The sequence below is a fragment of the Paenibacillus illinoisensis NBRC 15959 genome, assembly GCF_004000925.1.
GTDB lineage: Bacteria > Bacillota > Bacilli > Paenibacillales > Paenibacillaceae > Paenibacillus > Paenibacillus illinoisensis.
This window is the reverse complement of the sequence record NZ_BIME01000003.1, coordinates 589,769-613,592: the sequence shown is the minus strand read 5'-3', so window position 1 is coordinate 613,592 and position 23,824 is coordinate 589,769. Positions and strand designations below refer to the sequence as shown.

Here is a 23,824-nt window from a genome sequence, read left to right as displayed (position 1 = left end):
AAGTGTCGCGATTGAAGACATCAAAGGGGAAGTGGATTCTCCTCATTGCAGTCATTGCAATGGTCACCGTACTAGCGGGGTGTACTCCGCAAGGATCCGGGGTTACGACGGAAGATCTGAAAAACAGTGACTCATTCTGGCAAAGCAATGTTGTTTACTGGTTCTCACTGGCGCTCGATACATTCGCCAACTGGTTTAACGGTGAATATGGACTAGCTGTCCTAGTCATGGTGCTGATTGTGCGGACGTTGATTTTGCCACTAACAATGAAGCAGGTCCGCAGTTCCAAAGCCATGCAGGCAATACAGCCGCAGTTGAAGGAGATTCAAGCCAAGTATAAAGATACACCTGAGAAAGTTCAGCAAGAAACGATGAAGTTGTTTCAGGAGAATAAAGTTAATCCGATGGCGGGTTGTCTACCACTTCTGATTCAGATGCCGATTTACATCGCACTTTATAACTCAATTTACGGTAACTCCAGTCTGAGAACACATGACTTCTTGTGGCTCCAGCTCGGAGCGCCGGATCACCTGTTTATACTGCCTGTGCTGGCTGCCATCACAACATTCGTACAAACATGGATGATGATGCGCATGAATCCTGCACAACAGGTTGGACCAATGCAGTTCATGCTATGGGTTTACCCAATCTTGATTTTCGTAATGTCTTACCAGTTCCCGTCAGCGTTGCCGCTGTACTGGTTCTACAGTAACATCTACACGATCGTGCAAAACTATTTCCTTTACCGGAATAATGATAAAGTCGTGGCTGAAGTCAACGTGAAGCAGAATAGTTCCTCCAAAAATGGAGCTAAACGCAAAAACGGTGGCAAGGCAACCGTCTCTGGAAAAGGGTCGAAAGGGGCCAAAAAATCGAAATGACCAAAGTCATTGCGTCAGGAAAAACCGTTGAAGATGCTGTAAACCAAGGATTGGCTGAGCTTGGCGTGAGCCGGGACAAGGTCGAGATACAAGTGTTAGAGCAGCCGTCAAAAGGATTCCTGGGTTTGATCGGGGTAAAGGCGGCGAAAGTTGAAGTAAAACTTCTGCCTGTGCCCGAAGCTGTACCACAGCGGGTCGAGCCGGCCGCACATGTACCTCAGGTTGAAGCTAAACTTGAGGATGTCGCAGCTAAAAATCCCTATGAGGAAGCGGCTGCTTTCTTAAAAGAAGTAGCAGCAGGTATGGGACTGGATGTTGAAGTGGATATCAAAAAGCAGCGGGATGGACATATCTTCAATATTGCCGGGGAAGATCTTGGCATGATTATTGGCAGACGTGGACAGACACTCGATGCACTTCAATATCTAACGAACATTGTAGCTAACCGTTATTCGGAAAGTTTCGTTCGAATCGTACTGGACGCGGAGAATTTCCGCCAACGCCGCCGGAAGACGCTTGAGGATCTGGCTGAACGTCTGGCTGGACAAGCGATCCGTTCTGGCAAGGAAGTTGTTCTGGAGCCGATGCCTCCACTCGAACGCAAGGTCATTCATGCGAAACTGCAAAACCACCCGCAGATTAAGACGTACAGCAAGGGCGAAGAGCCCAATCGGCGCGTGGTCATCATGACGAAATAACACGAAATTGAAGACGCAATGGCTTCCTGCCCGGTGCAGAAGCCATTGCTTTTTTCGTAGATAAGTATATTGGTGAGAACTTATAAAGTGAAATTCACATGTGGTCCGTAAGGACAACCATTTTAAAATAGAGCAGGGAGAGATAACGATGATCAGTGATACGATCACAGCGATATCCACGGCTGTTGGGGAAGCGGGCATAGCAGTTATCCGGGTCAGCGGTCCGGATGCAGTATCGGAGACGGAGAAAATTTTCCGTAGTAAAACCCCTTTGACCGAAGCAGCATCTCATACAGTTCACTACGGTCATATCATTGAACCTGGCAGTGGGGAGAACATTGAAGAAGTACTGGTTACAGTAATGCGGGCACCTCGTTCGTTTACGACAGAAGATGTGGTTGAGATTAGTGCTCATGGTGGAGTAGTCTCAGTGAAGCGGGTTCTGGATCTGCTGCTTCAGCTCAATATTCGCCTTGCAGAGCCTGGGGAATTCACAAAGCGTGCTTTCCTGAATGGACGGATCGATCTGTCACAGGCGGAAGGCGTTATGGATCTCATTCGTTCCAAGTCGGATAGAGCATTTTCGGTAGCACTCAAACAAGTGGAGGGAAAGCTCTCCTCCAAACTGCGTGATCTGAGACATACGTTGGTGGAAACGCTGGCTCATATCGAAGTGAACATTGACTATCCCGAGCATGATGTGGAGTCCTTAACTGCTGATTTTATTAAAGAAAAATCCAGTCTGGTCATGACTGAAATTGATAAATTGCTGGTAACGGCAGAACAGGGCAAGATACTACGTGAAGGAATTACAACGGCGATTGTAGGGCGGCCAAACGTAGGAAAATCCTCTTTGCTGAATGCACTCGCTCAGGATAATCGGGCTATTGTAACGGATATTCCGGGAACAACACGTGACGTTATTGAGGAATTTGTAACGATTAACAACATTCCGCTCAAGCTGCTGGATACAGCCGGCATTCGGGAAACGATGGACGTTGTCGAGAGAATCGGGGTAGAACGTTCCCGCTCCGCAGTAGCAGAGGCAGATCTGTTGTTGATGGTCATCAATGCGGCGGAACCATTGCACGAGGATGAGATTGAATTGCTGGAACAAATCCGCGGTAGACAATCAATTATCATTATGAATAAAATGGACTTAGCTCCGCAGGCTGACCGCGACATTTTGCTACGCTACATCCCGGAAGAGCGCCTTGTTCCGATGTCAGTGAAGGATGATCTGGGTGTTGATCGTCTGGAAGATGCCATTTCCACCTTGTTCTTTAGCGGTAAGCTGGAATCGGCTGACTTGACGTATGTCAGCAATGTGCGTCATATTGCTTTGCTCAAAAAGGCAAAACAGTCCTTGATTGACGCTTATGAAGCTGCTGAACAGTTCATTCCAATTGACATGATTCAGATTGATGTACGTCTGGCGTGGGAGCACCTTGGTGAGATTGTGGGCGATACGGCACATGATGCATTGATTGACCAGATTTTCTCCCAGTTCTGTCTAGGAAAGTAAAATGAACAAACATACTTCCTGTGAAAAGTAGTATGATAATGAAGTCCATTTCTTGTGAATGGTCAGCATGGCAATGACGTCTGTAGGAATTACAGACTTGATGGCTTGATATAGATCGGAATGTCCCCTGGCTGAATAGGGAGAGCATTCAATTTTTTACAATAGACCGTGGGCATGGGATTCAAACGTGCTGCGGCATAAGGAGGTAAACAAGAATGGCTTTTGATGGCGGCAGCTATGATGTAATTGTCGTTGGTGCGGGACATGCGGGTGTGGAATCGGCACTGGCCGCAGCCCGTATGGGTTCCAAAACACTGATGATTACAATAAATCTGGATATGGTGGCCTTCATGCCTTGTAACCCATCCATTGGGGGACCGGCTAAAGGACATGTTGTGCGCGAGATTGATGCGCTTGGCGGTGAGATGGGACGGAATATCGATAAGACGTTTATTCAGATGAGAATGCTCAACACAGGGAAAGGTCCTGCAGTTCACGCTCTGCGTGCTCAGGCAGACAAGTTCTCTTATCAGCATAAGATGAAAGAAACGATGGAGAATGAGCGCAACCTCACTATGCGTCAAGGTATGGTGGATCGCTTGATCGTCGAAGACGGGAAATGTGTGGGGGTAGTGACTCAGACGGGTACAGAGTACCGTGCCCAAGCTGTTGTTCTAACTACAGGCACTTATCTGCGCGGTAAAGTTATTATGGGTGAATTGATGTACGAAAGTGGACCGAACAACCAACAGCCTTCACTCAAATTGTCCGAGCATCTGCGGGAACTTGGATTCGAACTTGTTCGTTTCAAAACAGGTACACCACCTCGTGTGCATAAGGATACAATTGATTTCAGCAAAACGGAAATTCAGCCTGGCGATGATGAGCCGAAGTTCTTTTCGTATGAGACAGAATCTTCTGAAAATGAACAGCTGCCATGTTGGTTGACCTACACTTCGGTTGAAACCCATCAGATCATTAATGATAACCTGCATCGTGCACCGATGTTCTCGGGTGTTATTGAAGGTACGGGACCGCGTTACTGCCCATCCATTGAAGACAAAATTGTTCGTTTCAGCGACAAGCCGAAACATCAGATCTTCCTGGAGCCAGAAGGAAAAAATACATCCGAGTATTATGTACAAGGACTATCTACCAGTCTGCCGGAGGATGTTCAGCTTGCCGTTCTTCGCTCGATTCCGGGAATGGAAAAAGTGGAAATGATGCGTAATGGATATGCCATTGAATACGATGCGATGGTACCTACACAGCTCTGGCCTTCACTTGAAACAAAACGTTTGCCAGGTCTGTTCACGGCCGGACAAATCAATGGGACTTCCGGTTATGAAGAAGCGGCAGGACAGGGGATCATGGCTGGAATTAACGCTGCACGCAAAGTACAAGGCAAAGAGCCTGTTATTTTGGATCGTTCCCAAGGTTATATTGGCGTGTTGATTGATGATCTGGTGACTAAGGGAACAAACGAGCCGTATCGTTTGCTCACATCACGTGCCGAGTATCGATTGCTGCTTCGTCATGATAATGCAGATCTGCGTTTGACCGAGATTGGTCATGATATTGGTCTGGTTTCAGAAGAGCGTTATGCTAAATTCCTCGACAAAAAAGCCAAAGTGGATGCAGAGGTTGAACGTCTAAAAGCGGCTAAAGCACGCCCTGCGGATGTGAATCCGAAGCTTGAAGAGTTTGGCTCGACTCCAATTCAGGATGGAAGCACACTGCTTACTCTACTGCGTCGTCCGGAAATTACGTATGACTGGGTTGAACAGGTTTCACCTTCTGAGGTAGAACTGACAGCAGATATGAAGGAACAAGTGGAGATTCAAATTAAATATGCGGGATATATTGAGAAACAATTGATCCACGTGGAACGTTTGCAAAAGATGGAGAAAAAGAAAATTCCGGATACGATTGAGTACAATGATGTTCATGGTCTGGCTATGGAAGCGAAGCAAAAACTATCCACGATCCGTCCCATTTCAATTGGGCAGGCTTCCCGGATTGCTGGGGTAACTCCTGCGGACATTTCCATTCTGCTCGTCTACTTGGAGCATTATAACCGTGTAACCGCAGCAAGGGGACAATAATGGACGATATTCAACAGCAATTGCAGCTTCGACTGAAAGAGCATGGTTTGGATCTTGATGAACGTCAACTGGAACAGTTCGAACTATATTTTCAGGAGCTGGTATCCTGGAATGAAAAAATGAACCTGACAGGCATAACGGAACGGGAACAGGTGTATACGAAGCATTTTTATGACTCGGTATCCTTGGCCTTCTATACGGATATGACCAAAGTGGAAAAGCTTGCGGATATTGGATCTGGAGCAGGCTTTCCTGGCATTCCACTCAAGATCTGCTTCCCGCATATCAAGCTGACCATTATTGATTCGCTCAACAAACGCATTGGCTTTCTGCAGCATGTCGTGGATACACTCGGTCTAACCGAGGTTGAATTAATTCATGGCCGGGCAGAGGAGCTGGGGCGCAAGGAAGGATATCGGGACAGCTACGATCTGGTTACTGCGCGCGCAGTAGCTAAGCTGGCAGTGCTGAATGAATTCTGTTTGCCTTTCGTTCGCAAGGGTGGGATGTTTGCCGCAATGAAAGGCGGAGACCCTCGTGAAGAAATGAAGGAAGCAGAATTTAGCTTCAACCAGCTGAGAGGACGGGTAAAAGCGGTTCATCCATTCCAGCTGCCAGTAGAAGAGTCAGCGCGTCATATCATCTTGATACAGAAGTTTGATAAAACGCCTCACAAATATCCTCGTAAACCGGGGACTCCACTCAAGACACCATTGGTACAGTAAATTAATGTTGGGTAAACCAATATGCTTTGCTTACTTTGGCCGGATTATAAAATTAATACTTGTGCCATATATAAAGTCAGACTAGAAAAATATTGAAGGGGATGTTTCACGTGAAACATCCTTTTTTTTATTTTCAGATACATATTACAAAGCGAGTACCATTTCAAAAATAAACAGATGAAAAAAGGAGAAAACGAGGGTAAAACCGACAAGATGCTCGGATGAAAAGCAGGAAAATTAGGAGGGTTTAAAGAATAGGTTAGAATAGGATTATGATAGAAAAGATGATAGAATAGAAGTAGCCGATCCTGTATATCAGAGATCATAGATTATATATAAATAGAGTTGGCAAGAAGTATAGACAATTTCATCAGAACGTGATGTAGAAAGCAAAACTTATTCGAAGAACGACAACATATGAGGGGTCGCATATAGAATAGGAAGCACCTGCACTGCTGCGGGAGCTATTACGAAACTAGGTGGTAATATACGGAATGAAAGAACAATTTTCGAAGTTGTTTGGTTTGGCGGAGCGCAATAACGGAGATGAAGTGAAACAAATTCCGGTAGGCGAAATAGTAAGCAGCCCTTATCAACCGCGTACGATTTTTGACGATGATAAAATTGATGAGTTGTTGCAGACAATCAAAACCCATGGAGTCATTCAACCCATTGTTGTCCGTGTGCGGAATGGATCATATGAGATTATTGCCGGGGAACGTCGCTGGCGTGCGGTTCGAAAACTGGGACTAGAGCATATTCCAGCCATTGTGCGCGAATTTAATGACTCTCAAGCCGCTTCCATTGCCTTGATTGAGAACCTGCAGCGTGAAGGGCTTACAGCTATTGAAGAAGCGGTTGCTTATCAAAAGTTGATTGATCTTCATCAATTGACACAAGAGAGTCTTGCACAGCGATTAGGCAAAAGCCAATCAACCATTGCTAATAAAATTCGGTTGTTACAACTCCCGGAAGGAATTAAGACTGCACTGATGGAACGGAAAATATCCGAACGTCATGCAAGAGCTTTGCTTTCACTGGACTCGGAAGAACTGCAAATGAAATTGCTCAGCGAGATTATTGAAAAAGAGCTGAACGTAAAACAAACCGAAGCAAGGGTCGCCTTTTACAAGGAAGCTTCCAAAATCAAAAAGTCCAAACGCATCTCATTTACCAAAGATGTCAGACTCGCACTAAATACCATTCGCCAATCTATTGATATGGTATCTGGCTCTGGTATGGATATTAAAACAAAAGAAGCCGATCACGAAGATCATTATGAGATCGTCATTCATATTCCTAAACGCAAATAGTTGAAGCTTAAGGCGGCAATGGGCCGCTTTTTCTGTCTATAGAGCTGGTTGAAGTCTGAAGTCTGTATTGAAGAACGTGCTTGAAGAACGGAACGGTAGTTGTTGTTTGTGTGGACGATAGCCACCTGCTTTTAGTTAACTGTATCTCACAACCTACAAGAAAAGACTCCTATTTTATTTGAGGTGAAGTAATTGTCTAAGATTATGGCCGTAGCAAATCAAAAGGGCGGTGTGGGGAAAACGACGACATCTGTTAACTTGGGTGCAGGACTGGCTTCACTCGGGAAAAGGGTACTGCTTGTCGATATTGACCCTCAGGGAAATACGACTAGTGGAGTCGGAATCAACAAAGCAGATGTGGCCAATTGTATATATGATGTCATCATTAATGAAGTACATCCTCAGGAAGCCATTGTGGAAACCCAAATTGAAGGGCTTCATATCATCCCTGCAACGATTCAACTTGCCGGAGCCGAGATTGAGTTGGTATCCACCATATCACGTGAAGTTCGTTTGAAAAAATCACTCGCCATGGTGAAAAAAAACTATGATTACATACTGATCGATTGCCCACCATCTCTTGGCATGTTAACGATCAACTCGTTGACCGCTTCCGACTCGGTGATCATTCCGATCCAGTGTGAGTACTACGCACTTGAAGGGCTGAGCCAACTGCTTAACACGGTTCGCCTCGTGCAGAAACATTTGAATACCTCTCTGCAAATAGAGGGAGTACTGCTCACCATGTTTGATGCCCGTACGAACCTGGGGATCCAGGTGATTGAAGAAGTGAAGAAGTATTTTCAACAAAAAGTGTATCAAACGATTATTCCGCGTAATGTGCGACTTAGTGAAGCCCCTTCACATGGGCAGTCCATTATTACGTATGATCCCCGTTCACGAGGAGCAGAAGTGTATTTAGAGCTCGCAAAGGAAGTGATATCGTATGAGTAAGCGGCTCGGAAAAGGTCTCGATGCCCTCATTCCATCGCTTTCAATAAATGACGATGACAAGGTTGTAGAAATTCCAATTGCCCAGTTGCGGGCAAACCCTTATCAGCCACGGAAGGTATTTGATGAGGATGCGATTCATGAATTGGCAGAATCCATACGGCAACACGGTGTGATACAGCCAATTATCGTGCGTACTGTACTGAGAGGTTATGAGATTATTGCTGGGGAACGGCGGTTTAGAGCTTCTCAATATTGCGGTAATGCAACAGTGCCCGCAGTCGTTCGTAATTTTAGTGATCAGCAGGTCATGGAAATCGCTCTTATTGAGAATTTGCAACGGGAAAATCTCAACGCGATGGAAGTGGCAGTAGCCTATCAAGGCCTGATGGATCAGTTCTCGCTGACACAGGAAGAGTTGTCAGTCAAAGTGGGAAAATCCCGTTCTCACATTGCAAACTTCTTGCGTTTGCTTTCGTTGCCGGAAGAAGTGAAAGACCATGTTTCACGTGGAACATTGTCCATGGGTCATGCACGTGCCATAGTCGGTGTGAAGGATCAGGATATGGTGAAACAGCTGGCCAAACAAACCATTGACCAACAATGGAGTGTACGTGAGCTGGAAGAAGCGGTACAGCAGCTGGATCGTTCCAAGACGGGTGAAGCCAAGGCCAAATCCAAACTCAAGAAAAAGGATCCATTCATTGACACGGTGGAGGAATCCTTGCGTGAGCGTTTCAAAACAACAGTGAAGATAAAGCACAACAAAGATAAAGGCAAAATCGAGCTCAACTACTACAGCAAACAGGATCTGGAGCGATTGTTGGAACTGCTGCAATAGATAATCCTGTAGATTAACTTACAACACGCGGGGCTTTTTTCATCTGATGACATATCGCCTCTGTACGATGGAGAAACGATATGTCATTATTTTTTCTGTAAAGGTATTGTTTTCTTATTCGGCACTGGCGTTTATGATTGGTTTTATGATGGATCGCTCAATGAACAGGACAGAGGTGGTTGTGAGGTGAAGGAAGTCATTTATCTGGATCATGCTGCGACATCATGGCCTAAGCCGCCTGCTGTTGGTGAAGCCATGCTGCATGCCCTTGATGTCGCTGGAGCCAATCCGGGCAGAGGCAGCCATCGAATGGCTGTTCAAGCAAGCCGTGTACTTTTTGACACGAGAAAGGTTCTATCCAGTCTTTTTGGTATCAGTAATGCCAATGATATTGCACTCGGTTCCAATACGACAGAAGCGTTGAATCTTGCAATTCAAGGCCACTTGCGAGAAGGTGATCATGTCATTGCTACAATGGCGGAGCATAACTCGGTCAGGCGGCCTTTGGAATACATGCGACGGATCCGAAATGTAGAAGTGGATTATGTACCTGTGAATGCTGCAGGTGATATTGATCTGGTTCAACTCGAACGTTTGTTTCGTCCAAACACGAGATTGGTTGTATGTACACATAGTTCCAACTTGCTGGGTAGCATTTTACCTATTGGTGAAATATCGCTGATTAGTCGTAAATATGGGGCGACATTTCTCGTAGATGCCGCTCAGAGTGCTGGCATTATGCCAGTGGATGTACAACAGCTAGGTATAGATATGCTGGCGTTTCCAGGACATAAGGGTCTTCTCGGTCCACAGGGAACGGGAGGCCTCTACATTGCTCCGGAGCTTGATCTCGAACCGCTTCTTCATGGGGGGACAGGCAGTCAGTCTGAAGCGATTGAACAGCCGCTTGTTCGTCCAGACCGATATGAGGCAGGAACTCCGAATACTGTAGGTATGGCAGGGCTGGCAGCCGGCGTGAAGCATGTGATGGAATTGACTCCTGAAGCAATCTATAAGCATGAGTGGGAACTAACTCAACATATGATGCAAGGGTTATCATCTGTAGCAGGAATTCGGATGCTTGGGCCAGAGCTTGGACAACCACGTACCGGGTTGGTATCCTTTACAGTAGAGGGATATGATTCTGCTCAGCTAGCTTTTCAACTGGACCGTCGTTATGGTATTGCTGTGCGTTCCGGTTTTCACTGTACACCTCTTGCGCATGAATCTGCCGGAACCACATTGAGCGGAGCGGTCAGAGCCAGTGTAGGATATTCAACAACTAGCCAAGAGATAGATGCTCTAATTCATGCAGTAAACGAACTAACAATGCCGCGTTAACTACGACGATCGGTATGAAGGGGCAGCGGATTAGAGAGATATCTTTTGAAATTGGAAAATAGTTGATTAATTACTATAGATAAAGGGTTTATTTATTAGGGGAAGGTCTAACGAGTGCAGGATCGCTCGTTGGCAAAATGAACGGACAGGTTGATGAACAAACAAACAGAGGGGTAGTTGCACTACATGGCTGAATTAAACGAGCTGATTCTGGAACAGCTGCTATGGATTATTGGCGGAATGGCATTATTATTGGTGATCTTACTGATTGTAAGTATTGCCCAAGGCGCAAAGTTACGCAAGTTCAAACGGAAATACGAAGCGATGATGGCTGGCAGTGGAGTAGAGGACCTGGAATCGTTGTTGATCAATCTGAAAATTCAGATGGACAGCATTGAGGACGAGCATAACTTGCAGACTAGTCAGATCCAGGAAGTCATGCAAAAACTGACCCGTATCCAGGGTAAAGTGGGTGTGAAACGGTATAATGCCTATGGAGAAAGAGGCAGTGATCTGAGTTTCTCCATGGCCATGATTAACGATAATAACGATGGGATGATCCTCACAGGGATCTATAATCGTGATGGTTCTTATGTGTATGCCAAACCTCTTAAAGGGGGAGAGTCATCTTATACACTATCCCCTGAAGAGAAGGAAGCCATTACTCTGGCACAGCAAGCAGAGTAGAGCGTGTATGCCATTCGCGAATGGCTGAGTAAAGACTGCTCGCGATAATTTCAGACATGCGCATGACAAGACTGAGCCGTGTGTTTTGCAAAACAAAGTATTCCATAAAGCCGCCGACGTTAACGATACCTGTAAGATGGATATCGCCGACCGGCGGTAATTCTTTATTTACACCCGCACCAGGCTTGAGCGGCCCATTGACCACCTGAATACAGCCTACACTGGAGGATTGCCCGAGGCAGGCGTCTATTCCTATTACATAGGGGTTATGGTGTGTATTTTGAATGGTGTTCAGGGTGTCCTGAAGGTTCATTGCATGTACAGGTTCGTCCAATGTACCATAGAGGTGAAATAGGGGGCTGTCCCACTTGGCAAGCGAAGAGCCTACCAGAGGACCAAGACAGTCTCCTGTGGAGCGATCTGTGCCGATGCAGACAATAACGACATTTTGAAGAGAATGGGCCTTATAGAGATGAAACATTAAACGATGTATAATGGCGGAGTGTATGCCTGGGTCGGTATGTGGTATCTTCAAACTGGTCATATCTTGGGATGAATAAGAACGCGAATTGGGATTCATAGGATCTATCCTTTCCCCTTGAGAATGGTAGTAACAGTATATGGAAGGATAGAAGGTTTTATACTTCGTAAGGACAAGCTTTTTCCTAAAGGTTTACACCGAGAGAGAACAACCCATGGATGATGCTTGGAAATCGGAAAGGAGCCGGATATGGACGAGTGGATGGATGATTGGATGCTAATTGCCTTTGATTCTACCCAGCAGGCTTTGCGGGCGGAAATGCTGCTAGAATTTGCCGAGATTGAAATTGATTTATTTCCGACCCCGAAAGAGATTACGGCAGGCTGTGCCCTCTGTATACAGTTTCCAAAAGAAGATCTGGCAAGAGTGCAGCAGATTATTCGCAACGAGTTTGTAGAGATCCGGGGCCTCTATTTCAAAACCGAAGACAGCTATGATAACATACCCATGTAGAGGAGGTCGGAATTGATGCTGCCTTTTAAATTTTTTGCTACAGCTCCTGCTAACCCCGCGGATGAGCCTACTGCCTTAGAAGAAACAGTAAAAAGTGCTGTCAGCTGGACCGATAAGTTATGGAATTCCGTCACCGATGCAGATATGTGGCTAAACATTCTGTTCAGCTCGATTCGTATTGTTATTATTTTTATTATCACGCGAATTGTAATCAAGATTGTGTACCGCATTATTGATCGCAGCCTGGAACGGAAGCAGGAAGGCAAAGTCCGTGTAAATCCGCGCAGGTTTGTCACGGTAGGTGAATTGCTCAAAAATGCGACCTCCATAACATGTAATTTCATTATGATTCTGTTACTGTTATCAGAGATCAACATACAAGTTGGACCCCTACTGGCCAGTGCAGGTGTGCTTGGACTTGCCATCGGTTTTGGTGCACAGGGTTTAGTGAAGGATGTTATTACGGGTTTCTTCATTATATTGGAGGACCAGTTTGCTGTAGGGGATGTAATTCAGACAGGTACCTACAAAGGAACCGTTGAAGTCATCGGCTTGAGAACAACCAAGCTGGTTAGCTGGCAAGGTGAAGTTCATATTATTCCGAATGGTACGATTGCCAGTGTAACAAACTTCTCCATGTCCAATTCGCTTGCTGTGGTGGATATTCCAATGAAGGGGGATCAAACGTTGGATGAATCTGTTCACTTGGTCAAACAGGCCCTGGTTGGAATTGAAGACCGGGATCTCAATATTGTAAAAGTCCCGGATGTGCTCGGCATTCAATCGATGACCACTTCAGAGTATGTCGTTCGGATCGTTGCAGAGTGTATGCCAAATTCCAGAGCCTCTGTAGAGCGCCAAATTCAGAGCGATGTAAAGAAAACGATGGAGTATCATGAGATGGGTAAGCTCGCAGCATTGGAACAGGCAGCCGGGCAGGAGAAGGATGAAGGGGATGGTACTGGTGGAGCGTAAGAGTTTCCAGCTTGGAGACATTGTACAGATGAAGAAGCAGCATCCCTGTGGAAGCAATGAGATGGAGATTATTCGGATGGGGATGGATATTCGAATCAAATGTGTAGGCTGTAAACACAGTGTACTCATTCCGAGAGCAAAGTTTGAGAAAAACATGAAAAAAGTTCTTCGCTCGGCAGAGGATGCTGCCGAATCATAAATGCAAGTCTGTGGTCAAATGCATACCGTAATAACGTTTTCATGCATGCGCAGCACAGGTATTGCGTTCTGTATGTGATCATGCTATAATCAGTATTGCTGCGGAAAGGTACCCAAGAGGCCCAAGGGGGCTGACTCGAAATCAGCTAGGCGTGTCACAGCGTGCGTGGGTTCGAATCCCACCCTTTCCGCCACTTACAGCATTTATGCAATGGCATTTCAATGAACTTAGTTATATTGAGTATAATAAAGCGATCAGACCTTCCTCGAATGGAAGGTTTTTTTATTTATTTTAAACAACCAAAAAAGTCTACGACATAAAACAAAAGAGCCCCGAAGGGCTCCTTGTAGGCGATACATCGGTTAGTTAGGAAACAATCGGTCGTAAGATCAGAAACCTGGCGTACTGCTCATGCAATACTCGTGCTCAGACGAAGGGCCTTACACACTACCACTTGCTTCTTAGATTACGTGATGAATCTCCAACATTACACGATCGGCTGCGTTGTCCAACGGAACCACACCTCTCTCGTGTACCGCCTGATTGTATTATGTGCATTATTACGTTTTATATACATGTGTTATTAAATAATAATTTCCTTCTAATGAACACGGGCCTTCGTTAATCTCTTCCACTTCCGGTTTTGGTTGCTCGTTTCAGGAAAGGATTCCCCCTTTTTGAGGGTTATCCGTTTAGGATTTTGTATTTCGGTATGGAAGCTTTTTTCTCCGACTTCCGTGTACTCTCCATCATTCGGTGCTTTGTCACCTTTTTCAAACTCAGTTTGTTCGCCCATGGTAAGACCTCCTCAGATATTTTTCTTATTACTGCATCCATAGTGTCTCCAGAACTCGAATGAACATGTGCCAATACAAACAGGGAACGTTTGCTTGCATTGATGTCTTATTTTTGTTATATTAATATAGTTCGAGTTTGTGCTCGTTCCTTGCTCTCAACCTGGATTGAGGGCCAGAGTCCATAAGGAGGTGAAAATTATGCGCAAATATGAAGTGATGTACATTATTCGTCCTGACGTTGAGCAAGAAGTTGTTCAAGCTACAGTCGATAAATTCCAAGGCATCATCTCCAACGGCGGTGGTGAAGTTACAGCTCACGACGTTATGGGTAAACGCCGTCTTGCGTATGAGATCAAGAAATTCCGTGATGGTGTTTATGTTCTGGTACACTTCACTGCTGAACCAGCAGTAGTTACTGAGCTTGAGCGTCTCATGAAGATTTCTGACGAAGTAATTCGTTATCTCATTACGAACGATGTTAAGTCTGCCTAAGACAACTCGTGATTAACGCACCAATACGCTCTGAAGGAGGGGATTACATTGTTGAACCGTGTCATTCTGATCGGCCGGTTAACCCGGGATCCTGAGTTGCGTTACACTCCAGCAGGAGTAGCAGTTACGCAATTTACTTTGGCGGTGGACAGACCGTTTACAAGCCAAGGGGGAGAGCGGGAAGCGGATTTCATTCCGGTCGTAACCTGGAGACAGCTTGCTGAGACTTGTGCAAACTATTTGCGCAAAGGACGCCTAGCTGCAGTCGAAGGACGCATTCAAGTACGGAACTACGAGAATAACGAAGGTAAACGTGTATACGTGACCGAAGTCATTGCCGATAATGTCCGTTTCTTGGAGTCAGGTAACCGTGATAATAACGGTGGCGGCGGTGGGCAACCGATGCGTGAAGAGCCTTCTTATGGAGGCGGCGGGCGCGCGAACAATAACAATAATTCGCGTAGCAACAATCAGGATCCTTTTTCCGATGACGGAAAACCGATTGATATATCGGATGATGATTTGCCATTTTAACGTGAACCGACACTCTAGAGTGGATGGTTTAACGATAGGAAAGGACTGAAAAGCATGAGCTTCAAGCAAAGAGAAGGCGGAGACAACGATAAAAGACCGGCTCGCCGTGGCGGCCGTAACAAACGTCGTAAAGTGTGCTTCTTCACAGCTAACAAAATTACTCACATCGATTATAAAGATACGGACTTGCTTCGTAAATTTATCAGCGAACGTGGAAAAATTTTGCCACGCCGTGTAACAGGTACTAGCGCTAAATATCAACGCATGCTGACGATCGCGATCAAACGCTCCCGTCAAATCGCATTGCTGCCATACACAACTGAGTAGTCTTACTCAGCTTGCATACGAAGCAGCCGGCTTATAGCCGGCTGCTTTTTTGTGTTGTAAAACGAACGCGAACCTGAGCGAAATGATCGTGGAGAAGTAATTGAAATGCAAATCATTTATAATAGAATAGATTATGATTTGAGTAAGTGATGAGTTAACGCCGTATTCCATTTATAACAGATCAAAACATCAGGAGTGCATATGAAGAAAATCAAGAAAAAAGAGCAGCGGAAGCAAAAGAAAAGTTTGCGTTTTTGGCTAATAGCTACGCTGCTAATTTCCGTTTTATACGTGTGGCTACAACAGAAAGAAGATACTTACGAAATTTGGCCAGATTATACGAGAGAAGCTGCACCCATCACAGGTCTCCATCCCGTCGTGGCAGAGAGTGAGCAGTTACTGGTACGCAAAGCAACCCGGCGTGGTATAGATGTCGTTATCACCCATGGTTATCGAAGTATAGAAGAGCAGAATGAGCTGTTTAATCAAGGTCGCGCCACGACTGGGAATATAGTTACGAATGCCAGGGGCGGGGAGTCATATCATAATTATGGACTGGCTATTGATTTTGCACTTCGGACACCAGATGGTGATGTAGTATGGGATATGGAGCGTGATGATAACGGCAATGGACAAGCAGACTGGATGGAAATTGTCGATATGGCCAAGGAGTTAGGATTTACATGGGGAGGCGACTGGGCTAACTTTCCGGATTATCCTCATCTGCAGATGGATTTTGGCTTAAGCATCAATGAGTTGAAGCGTGGCAAACGCCCGCCGGCATCACCATAAAGAGTATAATTAATATACAATATATTGTATAAAGATCCGAAAAGCCTTGCATTTTGCAGGGCTTTTTTCATTCTTTTGTAAAAAAAATGATAAAAGATTACAATTAGTCCTTTACAGCAGCAAATAAATAAAACTATACTAGAATAACTAGAATTTTAACACAGACTTAATGAATAGCATAAAAATAATCGCATAGGCATAAATTTGCTAAAAAGACAGCTGACATAGAAGAAACAAATTAAATCGAATATTTACCACAAACCTAACATATATATTCTAAAATTAAATTGATTCGACATGTAAGTACGTAATATACGTAAGGTGCATGTTATATATTTAGTATTCTCACTCTCCTACTTCAGAACCTCACGCGAAAAAAGTCGAAATAATATCGAAAACCCCTTGATAAAGCACCTTAAAAATATAACTAATACCCAAAACTATGATATAAAAAACATTTATACCAAAAATCTCAAAATACTTATTGACGTCACCTAAATTTACACGTATGATTACATTAATTATTTTCCTATATAATTCCGCTAGGATTTATCAGCATTAATTGACCAATGGTCTAAATAGCAATATCGAAACTCGTTTCTCCTAAAGGATTAGTATTTTGTATAAACTTTTGTTCGTCTTCTTCAAGAACATGGAAATATACAGTGGATGCATTCTTATATATATGAATACAGTCTGCGGAAATTTTGGGGTTAGGGTGATTGATTTGAACACAGAGCTATTGGAAGTCAGAAATCTAACTACATCATTCAGAATTGAAGATGACTATTATGCAGCAGTTGATCACGTTAACCTTACGGTTAAGAAAAACGAAGTACTAGCGATTGTTGGAGAATCAGGATCAGGCAAAAGTGCGTTCGCATTTTCAATTATGGGTCTTCACAACAAAGCCAAAATTGATGGTCAGATTCTATACAAAGGGCAGGATATCGCGAATATCAATCCTAACAAAATGAACAAGCTTCGCGGAAAAGAGATAGGGATGATCTTTCAGGACCCCCTTTCCGCATTAAATCCTCTGATGATTATTGGTGACCAGATCGATGAGATTCTGACACTTCATCAACCTAAAATGTCTTCTAAAGAAAAGAAAGACAAGGTTATTGATCTGCTTAACCAAGTGGGCATCCCACGCCCCGAACAAATTTATAAGCAGTATCCTCACGAACTATCTGGTGGTATGAGACAGCGGGTTGTTATAGCGATTGCAATCGCCAATAAACCGGAATTGCTGATCGCTGATGAGCCAACAACAGCACTTGACGTTACGATTCAACTGCAAATTCTTGAACTTATACGTGAGTTGAAGAACGAAATTCACGCCGGCATCATCTTAATTACGCATGATCTTGGAGTGGTCGCCGAGATGGCGGATCGTGTGGCAGTTATGTACGCAGGTGAGATTGTTGAAATTGCTGATATCTACACGCTAATGACCGATGCGAAGCATCCATACACAAGATCTCTATTAAACTCTATTCCTACCATTACTGAAGAAAAATCGAAGCTGCATGTCATTCAAGGCATTGTACCTTCTTTAAAGAATCTTCCTCGCTACGGGTGTCGATTCAAGGCCCGAATTCCATGGATTAGTGATTCGGCCCATGAAGATAACCCACAGATGCATGAAATTGCTCCAGGTCACTTTGTACGCTGCACCTGTTACCAGCACTTTCATTTCCCTGATCAAGCTGAGGAGGAATAACATAATGGCACTACTCGAAGTTGAAGGACTCAAAATACACTTTCCGATTCGCGGTGGATTGATCAAACGTGAAATTGGAAGTATCAAGGCAGTTGATGATGTAAGCTTCTCCATTGAACAGGGACAGACTTACGGACTCGTTGGTGAGTCAGGCTCAGGCAAAACGACGACAGGGAGAGCCGTCATCGGACTCAACCATGTGACAGCTGGAAGGATTCTTTTCAACGGCAAAGATCTTGCCAAAGAGCGGCGAAAAGACCGACAACTCCAGCGAGACGTGCAAATGATCTTTCAGGATCCATACTCTTCATTAAATCCTAAAAAGAGGGTTATCGACATTATCGCTGAACCTCTTCGCAACTATGAGCGACTGACAGCCACAGAAGAAAAGAGACAAGTGAGGGATTTACTTGAAAAGGTCGGACTGAGTCCGGAATCCATCTATAAGTATCCTCATGAATTCTCCGGAGGACAGCGGCAGCGGATCGGAATTGCCCGGGCAATTGCATTGAAGCCGAAACTGATCATTGCAGATGAGCCCGTATCCGCACTGGATGTATCCGTACAGGCACAGGTACTAAATTTCATGCAGGAGATTCAAAAGGAGTTAAATCTGACCTATCTGTTCATCAGCCATGATCTCGGAATCATCCGTCATATGTGTGATCAGATTGGAATTATGTATAAAGGTCGCTACGTAGAGCAAGGAACGACCGATGATATTTTTGAGAACCCACAGCATATCTACACCAAACGTCTCATAGCAGCCATTCCGGATATGGATCCAACCAAACGTGACGAGATGAATGCTTTCCGTCAGATGGTTAAATCCGAGTACGAGAATTCATACCGAAACTTCTTTGATGAGGAAGGGCTTGCATACTCGCTCAAATCCATTTCCGATACTCACCGAGTAGCTCTACCTCAGAAAGGTTGAAGGCCATATGTGGAAAACGATAGTACGTAGAATTATCATAATGATCCCTCAAATCTTCTTACTAAGCCTTTTGGTCTTCCTGATGGCAAAGGCCATGCCGGGGGATGCGTTAACTGGATTGCTTGACCCAAGCGTTGACCCGAAAGCACTTGAGGCTCAACGTGAAAGACTGGGATTAAACAATCCTTGGTATGTACAGTACTGGGATTGGATCAAAAATGCTGTCCAAGGCGACTTCGGTCAATCTTTCCGGTTTAAGATGCCGGTAACAGATCTTATTGGTCAGCGTGTTGCCAATACCTTCTGGTTGGCACTTGCGACACTCATATTAACTTATTTGATAGCCATTCCACTTGGTATTATCAGTGGTCGTTATAACGATACTTGGTCTGATCGATTGATCACAGGTTATACCTATCTGGGATTTGCCGCTCCGCTGTTTATTTTCGCTCTAGTGATGGTTTGGGTATTCGGCTTTCATTTTGGCTGGTTCCCTACAGGGGGCAGTGTGGAGCCGGGACTTACGCCAGGAACATTTAATTACGTTGCAAGTAAGTTCTATCACCTATTATTACCGGCCCTTTCCATGGCACTTATTACTACGGTTTCCACCGTACAGTACTTGCGTAGCGAAATCATCGATATTAAGCACAAAGAATTTGTTCTTACTGCGAGAGCAAAGGGTGCTTCGGAATCCAGAATTTATAATAGGCACATTTTAAGAAACTCTTTGCTGCCGATAGCAGCATTCTTCGGCTATGAGATTACAGGACTTATTGGAGGAACCGTATTTATCGAAAGTATATTCAGCTACCCCGGTATGGGACAGTTGTTCCTTAACTCCATTTCCCTGCGGGACTTCAGTGTTGTGACTGCACTCGTGCTTCTATATGGTGTGGCTTCAATTCTAGGGGCGCTGTTGTCTGACATAATTTTGGGCATTGTGGATCCACGCATACGGATCAAGTAAGAACTTGAAGATTTCGGGGTGAAAACAAGATGAGCAAGGCCAATGATGTCATTGTAACTTCACAGAATTCACAGAAACTGGATAAAAGCCCCTCTAGCTTGAGTATCTTGTGGAGAGAGCTAGTGCGAGATAAGGTGGCGTTAATCTCTCTCATATTTTTGGGCCTGGTCATCCTACTCGTATATGGTACTTCCCTGATCCTGGATCAGGAGGAGATTGTTAAGGTGGATTTGTTTGCATTGTATGAGCCACCTTCCGCACAATACTGGCTTGGAACGGATTATGGTGGTCGTGACGTATTCGGCCAACTGGTTATTGGTACACGCAACTCGTTGACAATTGGTATTATCGTTACGCTAATGACTGGATTTATAGGTATCTTAGTCGGCCTTTTATCCGGTTACTTCGGTGGCATGATTGACAACCTGTTTATGCGTGTAGTTGATTTCTTCATGATCCTTCCGATGTTGATGATTGTTATCGCTTTTGTAACAGCGGTACCAAAATATAATATCGTTTCGTTCTCACTCATTATGACCGCCTTTTTATGGATGGGTATTGCCAGGTTGATCCGCTCCAAAGCATTGCAGGAACGAGAACTGGACTATGTAAAGGCATCAAAAACGTTGGGTTCTTCCCATCTAAAAATCATGCTTTCACAGGTTTTACCCAATCTGAGCTCCATCATCATCGTAACGATGACATTGAACCTCGCTGCCAATATTGGTCTTGAATCCGGGCTGTCTTTCTTGGGATTTGGATTCCCTGAGAGCACACCAAGTCTTGGAACACTCGTAAGTTATGCACGTAATCCGCAAACCCTGGAATCCAGATGGTGGATATGGCTACCTGCGTCAGTACTTATTTTGGTATTGATGTTGAGTATAAATAATGTCGGTCAAGCCCTTAAGCGTGCGACTGATGCAAGACAAAGAAGAGGTTAAAAAGGGAGGAAAGGTTCATGAAAAAGAGATTTTTTTCACGGGGACTATTTTTCACGATGATGTTGGTCTTCGTACTGGCGCTTGCGGCGTGCTCGGAGAAAGAGGCAGCAACACCAACGCCTTCTTCGAACACAGGGGAGACGAAGACAGAGGAGAAGCCTGCTAACGAAGAAGGCGTATACTCCATCGAGGATTTTAACAATGTTAAAACCAACGAGGGCACTGCCATTGAAGGTGGATCCATCACTTACGGGCTCGTGTCCGACACAGCGTTTGAAGGAACACTAAACTATAACTTCTACTCCGGTAATCCGGATGCGATGGTTCTGGGTTGGTTCGATGAAGGTTTGCTGACTTGGGATAAAGACTATGTATACACTAATGATGGTGCAGCAACGTATGAAACATCCGAAGATGGCAAAACGTTCACACTGACCATTCGTGATAATGTAAACTGGCATGATGGTAAGCCGGTAACAGCAGAAGATTTGCAATTTGCTTATGAAGTTATCGGTAACAAGGCTTATGATGGTCCTCGTTACGATTCCAACTTCACAAGTGTAGTAGGTATGGATGAATACCATGCTGGTAAAGCAAAAACGATCTCCGGTATCAAAGTGCTGAGCGACAAACAAATCAGCATCACATACAAAGAATCTACACCGTCCCTGCTGACAGGTGGCGTATGGACATATCCGCTGGCTAAACATATCTTCGGTGATATGGATGTAGCAAAAATGTCCTCTTCCAAAGAAGTTCGTGAAACTCCAATCGGTTTTGGTCCATTTAAAGTGGAAACCATCACTCCAGGTGAGTCTGTAACATTTGTGAAAAATGAAGACTACTGGCGTGGAGCTCCAAAATTGGATAAAGTGACTTTGAAAGTTATCAACCCAACAACGGTTGTTCAAGAATTGAAATCTGGCGGGGTAGACCTCGTGGATGCATTCCCTACAGATCAATATAAAGACAATGCAGATATGTCCAATGTGGAATTCCTGGGTGCAATCGACCGTGCTTATACGTACATCGGTTTCAAACTGGGTACATGGGATGAAGAAAACGGAAAAGTTGTAACGAATCCTGATGCAAAAATGGCCGACAAAAACTTGCGTAAAGCGATGTGGATGGCTGTAGACAACGACCAAGTCGGTAAACGTTTCTACAACGGTCTGCGTTGGAACGCAACAACATTGATTCCGCCGTCTCACCCTGAATTCCATGATTCCAACAATCCAGGTGTAGCCTATGATCCTGAAGCAGCAAAAGCTTTGCTTGATGAAGCAGGCTACAAATTGGACGGAGAATTCCGTACCAATCCAGATGGATCGCCACTTGAGATCAATTTCGTATCTATGACAGGTGGCGACACCGCTGAACCACTGGCACGTTATTATGTTCAATCCTGGGCAGCAATCGGTCTGAAAGTGAACCTGGAAATGGTTGAGTTTAACAGCTTCTATGACCGTGTAGGTAACACAGGTAAAGATGATCCAAACATCGATGTATATCAAGCAGCATGGGGCGTTGGTATTGACGTAGACCCAGCAGGCTTGTATGGTCGCGATGCACTGTATAACTTCTCCAGATTCTCAAGCGAGAAAAATGATGAATTGCTCGCAAAAGGTATCTCTGCTGAAGCATTCGATGTAGAGAAACGAAAAGAGATCTACAATGAATGGCAGCAGTACATGGTCGATGAAGTTCCAGTATTCCCGACATTGTACCGTGCTGTAGTAGCACCAGTTAACAAACGTGTGATGAACTACGCGATTGGTGATGGAACAGGTATCTACCTGAACGATCTGGCTGTTAACGCAGATAAACCAGTAGTGGCTGAGTAATTATGAATTTCTTATTCTAACTATAAGTGCCTTGTTCTCAAGGAAAGGTTACTTTCGAATCTATATAGCAACCATAAGGATTGGGGTCCTTTGACGAAGTCGGTTGCTAGATCGGGTAAATGAATTCCTCTGGGTACGATAAAAAGTGTCAATTAAAACATGGACTCTATCACTCTGGCATGGGGTGAATAGAGTCCATGTTTTTTTGATGACAAAAAAATAAAAAAAATTTAACTTTTTTGCAAAAAAGTGCAGACCAAATGCCTCTTTCATTCGTCTATATCTATAAGAGGTGATTCACGGATGAAAAGATGGTGGAAACGGGCAGGAATGCTGCTGGCTCTGCTGGTCATTATATATGTGGGTGTTAAACCGGACATACTGATAGGCAAACCGGGAATCAAGGCGGAATCTGCGGTACTGATGGATTTGAGTACAGGCAAGATCTTGATGGATTATAACGGTTCAATAGAAATGGCCCCTGCAGGTATCAGCAAATTGATGACAGAGCTTCTCGTCATGGAAGCTGTTATGAATGGCGAGGCAAGCTGGGATGATGCGGTTAATGTTAGCCTGTACGCCAGTTCGGTGGGAGGCACTCAGGTTGCACTTAAGCAAGGTGAGAGATTTACAGTACAGGAGCTTTTCCAGACGATGGCAGTGTATTCCGCTAATGATGCAGCTGTCGCGCTTGCAGAGCATATTGGTGGTACAGAGCAGTCATTTGTACAGATGATGAACGAGAAATCCTCGGAGATTGGCATGTCAATGGATACCGTCTTCAGGAACTCCACGGGACTAAGTGAGAAACAGCTAGGTCCTCATCGTCCTGATGTAATTCAGGGACAGACCGTCATGACAGCTACGGATGCATGCAAACTTGCACAATATCTGATTGAAAATTACCCCGAAGTACTTCAGGTCTCCAGCCAAACTCAGGTATCCATGCATCAAAAAGGGATTTATATGAGTAACAAGAATTGGATGCTATCCTCCATTGGAGGACCTTACGCTTACGATGGCAATGACGGATTGAAAACTGGCTATGATCCACTTACAGGCTACCACTTTGTAGGAACAGCAGAGCGCGATGGCAAAAGACTAATCTCGGTCGTATTTGGTACAGAAAGCCGTGAAAGCCGTTTTAACGAAACGCGCAAACTGCTCAATTATGGTTTCTCTGGCTCAAAGAATTAAATGTTGCCGTATTCCCCTAACTGTAAACT

Annotated in this window: 25 protein-coding genes and 1 tRNA gene; 24 read left to right on the top strand and 2 right to left on the bottom strand. The window is 44.6% G+C overall.

The annotated features are described in order from the left end of the window. Window positions 1-2 precede the first annotated feature (2 nt). The 10 genes from PIL01S_RS11325 (at window position 3) to PIL01S_RS11280 (ending at window position 11,067) form a co-directional block, all read left to right on the top strand. A complete protein-coding gene (locus tag PIL01S_RS11325; RefSeq protein WP_127537615.1) occupies window positions 3-881 on the top strand; it encodes a YidC/Oxa1 family membrane protein insertase in 879 nt (292 codons plus the stop codon). After that, entirely contained in the window at window positions 878-1,579 is a 702-nt protein-coding gene (gene jag, locus PIL01S_RS11320) for an RNA-binding cell elongation regulator Jag/EloR (protein WP_095293511.1), read from the top strand. The genes PIL01S_RS11325 and jag overlap by 4 nt, the downstream gene beginning before the upstream one ends. Window positions 1,580-1,727: 148 nt before the next feature. Beyond that, a complete protein-coding gene (gene mnmE, locus PIL01S_RS11315) occupies window positions 1,728-3,104 on the top strand; it encodes a tRNA uridine-5-carboxymethylaminomethyl(34) synthesis GTPase MnmE (protein WP_127537614.1) in 1,377 nt (458 codons plus the stop codon). Between the two features lie 215 nt (window positions 3,105-3,319). Then, window positions 3,320-5,209 (top strand): tRNA uridine-5-carboxymethylaminomethyl(34) synthesis enzyme MnmG, encoded by a 1,890-nt coding sequence (gene mnmG, locus PIL01S_RS11310; RefSeq protein WP_127537613.1) that lies wholly within the window; start codon window positions 3,320-3,322, stop codon window positions 5,207-5,209. Then, window positions 5,209-5,934 carry a 16S rRNA (guanine(527)-N(7))-methyltransferase RsmG gene (rsmG, locus tag PIL01S_RS11305; RefSeq protein ID WP_127537612.1) on the top strand — a complete coding sequence of 242 codons (726 nt, stop codon included), beginning with the start codon at window positions 5,209-5,211 and terminating at the stop codon, window positions 5,932-5,934. Before mnmG ends, rsmG begins: the two co-directional genes overlap by 1 nt. Window positions 5,935-6,428: 494 nt before the next feature. Then, complete coding sequence (gene noc / locus PIL01S_RS11300) at window positions 6,429-7,247, top strand: nucleoid occlusion protein (RefSeq protein WP_095293507.1); 819 nt, start codon at window positions 6,429-6,431, stop codon at window positions 7,245-7,247. Window positions 7,248-7,439: 192 nt separating this feature from the next. Beyond that, a complete protein-coding gene (locus PIL01S_RS11295; RefSeq protein WP_095293506.1) occupies window positions 7,440-8,201 on the top strand; it encodes a ParA family protein in 762 nt (253 codons plus the stop codon). Beyond that, on the top strand, window positions 8,194-9,039 hold the full coding sequence (locus PIL01S_RS11290) for a ParB/RepB/Spo0J family partition protein (RefSeq protein ID WP_095293505.1): 846 nt from the start codon (window positions 8,194-8,196) through the stop codon (window positions 9,037-9,039). The genes PIL01S_RS11295 and PIL01S_RS11290 overlap by 8 nt, the downstream gene beginning before the upstream one ends. Before the next feature lie 186 nt (window positions 9,040-9,225). After that, window positions 9,226-10,380: an aminotransferase class V-fold PLP-dependent enzyme gene (locus PIL01S_RS11285; protein ID WP_127537611.1), complete on the top strand. Its 1,155-nt coding sequence runs from the start codon at window positions 9,226-9,228 to the stop codon at window positions 10,378-10,380. A 186-nt stretch (window positions 10,381-10,566) separates the two neighbouring features. Continuing rightward, window positions 10,567-11,067 carry a DUF4446 family protein gene (locus PIL01S_RS11280; RefSeq protein ID WP_127537610.1) on the top strand — a complete coding sequence of 167 codons (501 nt, stop codon included), beginning with the start codon at window positions 10,567-10,569 and terminating at the stop codon, window positions 11,065-11,067. Here PIL01S_RS11280 and yyaC read toward each other — a convergent pair. Beyond that, window positions 11,042-11,647 (bottom strand): spore protease YyaC, encoded by a 606-nt coding sequence (gene yyaC, locus PIL01S_RS11275; RefSeq protein ID WP_095362187.1) that lies wholly within the window; start codon window positions 11,645-11,647, stop codon window positions 11,042-11,044. The two genes, PIL01S_RS11280 and yyaC, sit on opposite strands and share 26 nt — an antisense overlap. Before the next feature lie 162 nt (window positions 11,648-11,809). Between yyaC and PIL01S_RS11270 the strand changes: the two genes are divergently transcribed. From PIL01S_RS11270 to PIL01S_RS11255, 4 genes are all read left to right on the top strand, one after another. Continuing rightward, entirely contained in the window at window positions 11,810-12,061 is a 252-nt protein-coding gene (locus tag PIL01S_RS11270) for a putative Se/S carrier protein (RefSeq protein WP_095293526.1), read from the top strand. 15 nt (window positions 12,062-12,076) lie between these two features. After that, window positions 12,077-13,036, top strand: coding sequence for a mechanosensitive ion channel family protein (locus PIL01S_RS11265; RefSeq protein ID WP_246058171.1), 960 nt, complete (start codon window positions 12,077-12,079; stop codon window positions 13,034-13,036). Further along, window positions 13,026-13,235 (top strand): DUF951 domain-containing protein, encoded by a 210-nt coding sequence (locus tag PIL01S_RS11260; RefSeq protein WP_095362223.1) that lies wholly within the window; start codon window positions 13,026-13,028, stop codon window positions 13,233-13,235. The genes PIL01S_RS11265 and PIL01S_RS11260 overlap by 11 nt, the downstream gene beginning before the upstream one ends. Before the next feature lie 102 nt (window positions 13,236-13,337). Beyond that, window positions 13,338-13,428: transfer RNA gene (locus PIL01S_RS11255), tRNA-Ser, on the top strand. Between the two features lie 408 nt (window positions 13,429-13,836). Here PIL01S_RS11255 and PIL01S_RS11250 read toward each other — a convergent pair. Further along, the gene (locus tag PIL01S_RS11250) at window positions 13,837-14,031 is read right to left on the bottom strand and encodes a YjzC family protein (RefSeq protein ID WP_095362189.1); all 195 of its coding nucleotides are present in this window, start codon (window positions 14,029-14,031) and stop codon (window positions 13,837-13,839) included. A 199-nt stretch (window positions 14,032-14,230) separates the two neighbouring features. On the opposite strand from PIL01S_RS11250, the gene rpsF reads away from it, so the two are divergent. From rpsF to PIL01S_RS11200, 10 genes are all read left to right on the top strand, one after another. Further along, complete coding sequence (gene rpsF / locus PIL01S_RS11245; RefSeq protein WP_024629534.1) at window positions 14,231-14,524, top strand: 30S ribosomal protein S6; 294 nt, start codon at window positions 14,231-14,233, stop codon at window positions 14,522-14,524. 48 nt (window positions 14,525-14,572) lie between these two features. Beyond that, window positions 14,573-15,058: a single-stranded DNA-binding protein gene (gene ssb / locus PIL01S_RS11240; protein ID WP_095293499.1), complete on the top strand. Its 486-nt coding sequence runs from the start codon at window positions 14,573-14,575 to the stop codon at window positions 15,056-15,058. 54 nt (window positions 15,059-15,112) lie between these two features. Further along, window positions 15,113-15,385, top strand: a complete 273-nt coding sequence (gene rpsR, locus PIL01S_RS11235) for a 30S ribosomal protein S18 (RefSeq protein ID WP_062327715.1) — start codon at window positions 15,113-15,115, stop codon at window positions 15,383-15,385. 201 nt (window positions 15,386-15,586) lie between these two features. Further along, complete coding sequence (locus PIL01S_RS11230; RefSeq protein WP_127537609.1) at window positions 15,587-16,177, top strand: M15 family metallopeptidase; 591 nt, start codon at window positions 15,587-15,589, stop codon at window positions 16,175-16,177. 727 nt (window positions 16,178-16,904) lie between these two features. Further along, window positions 16,905-17,903 (top strand): ABC transporter ATP-binding protein, encoded by a 999-nt coding sequence (locus PIL01S_RS11225; protein ID WP_127537608.1) that lies wholly within the window; start codon window positions 16,905-16,907, stop codon window positions 17,901-17,903. A 4-nt stretch (window positions 17,904-17,907) separates the two neighbouring features. Beyond that, window positions 17,908-18,840, top strand: a complete 933-nt coding sequence (locus PIL01S_RS11220; protein WP_127537607.1) for an ABC transporter ATP-binding protein — start codon at window positions 17,908-17,910, stop codon at window positions 18,838-18,840. Window positions 18,841-18,847: 7 nt separating this feature from the next. Beyond that, entirely contained in the window at window positions 18,848-19,810 is a 963-nt protein-coding gene (opp4B, locus tag PIL01S_RS11215) for an oligopeptide ABC transporter permease (protein WP_127537606.1), read from the top strand. A 29-nt stretch (window positions 19,811-19,839) separates the two neighbouring features. Next, window positions 19,840-20,754, top strand: coding sequence for an ABC transporter permease (locus PIL01S_RS11210; protein ID WP_127537605.1), 915 nt, complete (start codon window positions 19,840-19,842; stop codon window positions 20,752-20,754). Between the two features lie 17 nt (window positions 20,755-20,771). Beyond that, window positions 20,772-22,598 (top strand): oligopeptide ABC transporter substrate-binding protein, encoded by a 1,827-nt coding sequence (locus tag PIL01S_RS11205; RefSeq protein ID WP_127537604.1) that lies wholly within the window; start codon window positions 20,772-20,774, stop codon window positions 22,596-22,598. 303 nt (window positions 22,599-22,901) lie between these two features. After that, entirely contained in the window at window positions 22,902-23,795 is an 894-nt protein-coding gene (locus tag PIL01S_RS11200) for a D-alanyl-D-alanine carboxypeptidase family protein (RefSeq protein ID WP_127537603.1), read from the top strand. The last annotated feature ends 29 nt before the right edge of the window (window positions 23,796-23,824 follow it).

What these genes read in the sequence shown, in the direction of transcription:
- PIL01S_RS11270 (WP_095293526.1), top strand. Translation starts at nt 11,810, where the DNA reads ATGGATGATTGGATGCTAATTGCCTTTGATTCTACCCAGCAGGCTTTG.
- rpsR (WP_062327715.1), top strand. Translation starts at nt 15,113, where the DNA reads ATGAGCTTCAAGCAAAGAGAAGGCGGAGACAACGATAAAAGACCGGCT.
- rsmG (WP_127537612.1), top strand. Translation starts at nt 5,209, where the DNA reads ATGGACGATATTCAACAGCAATTGCAGCTTCGACTGAAAGAGCATGGT.
- mnmG (WP_127537613.1), top strand. Translation starts at nt 3,320, where the DNA reads ATGGCTTTTGATGGCGGCAGCTATGATGTAATTGTCGTTGGTGCGGGA.
- PIL01S_RS11265 (WP_246058171.1), top strand. Translation starts at nt 12,077, where the DNA reads ATGCTGCCTTTTAAATTTTTTGCTACAGCTCCTGCTAACCCCGCGGAT.
- yyaC (WP_095362187.1), bottom strand. Translation starts at nt 11,647, where the DNA reads ATGAATCCCAATTCGCGTTCTTATTCATCCCAAGATATGACCAGTTTG.
- jag (WP_095293511.1), top strand. Translation starts at nt 878, where the DNA reads ATGACCAAAGTCATTGCGTCAGGAAAAACCGTTGAAGATGCTGTAAAC.
- rpsF (WP_024629534.1), top strand. Translation starts at nt 14,231, where the DNA reads ATGCGCAAATATGAAGTGATGTACATTATTCGTCCTGACGTTGAGCAA.
- PIL01S_RS11290 (WP_095293505.1), top strand. Translation starts at nt 8,194, where the DNA reads ATGAGTAAGCGGCTCGGAAAAGGTCTCGATGCCCTCATTCCATCGCTT.
- PIL01S_RS11200 (WP_127537603.1), top strand. Translation starts at nt 22,902, where the DNA reads ATGAAAAGATGGTGGAAACGGGCAGGAATGCTGCTGGCTCTGCTGGTC.
- PIL01S_RS11230 (WP_127537609.1), top strand. Translation starts at nt 15,587, where the DNA reads ATGAAGAAAATCAAGAAAAAAGAGCAGCGGAAGCAAAAGAAAAGTTTG.
- PIL01S_RS11220 (WP_127537607.1), top strand. Translation starts at nt 17,908, where the DNA reads ATGGCACTACTCGAAGTTGAAGGACTCAAAATACACTTTCCGATTCGC.
- PIL01S_RS11250 (WP_095362189.1), bottom strand. Translation starts at nt 14,031, where the DNA reads ATGGGCGAACAAACTGAGTTTGAAAAAGGTGACAAAGCACCGAATGAT.
- PIL01S_RS11280 (WP_127537610.1), top strand. Translation starts at nt 10,567, where the DNA reads ATGGCTGAATTAAACGAGCTGATTCTGGAACAGCTGCTATGGATTATT.
- PIL01S_RS11210 (WP_127537605.1), top strand. Translation starts at nt 19,840, where the DNA reads ATGAGCAAGGCCAATGATGTCATTGTAACTTCACAGAATTCACAGAAA.
- opp4B (WP_127537606.1), top strand. Translation starts at nt 18,848, where the DNA reads ATGTGGAAAACGATAGTACGTAGAATTATCATAATGATCCCTCAAATC.
- noc (WP_095293507.1), top strand. Translation starts at nt 6,429, where the DNA reads ATGAAAGAACAATTTTCGAAGTTGTTTGGTTTGGCGGAGCGCAATAAC.
- mnmE (WP_127537614.1), top strand. Translation starts at nt 1,728, where the DNA reads ATGATCAGTGATACGATCACAGCGATATCCACGGCTGTTGGGGAAGCG.
- PIL01S_RS11205 (WP_127537604.1), top strand. Translation starts at nt 20,772, where the DNA reads ATGAAAAAGAGATTTTTTTCACGGGGACTATTTTTCACGATGATGTTG.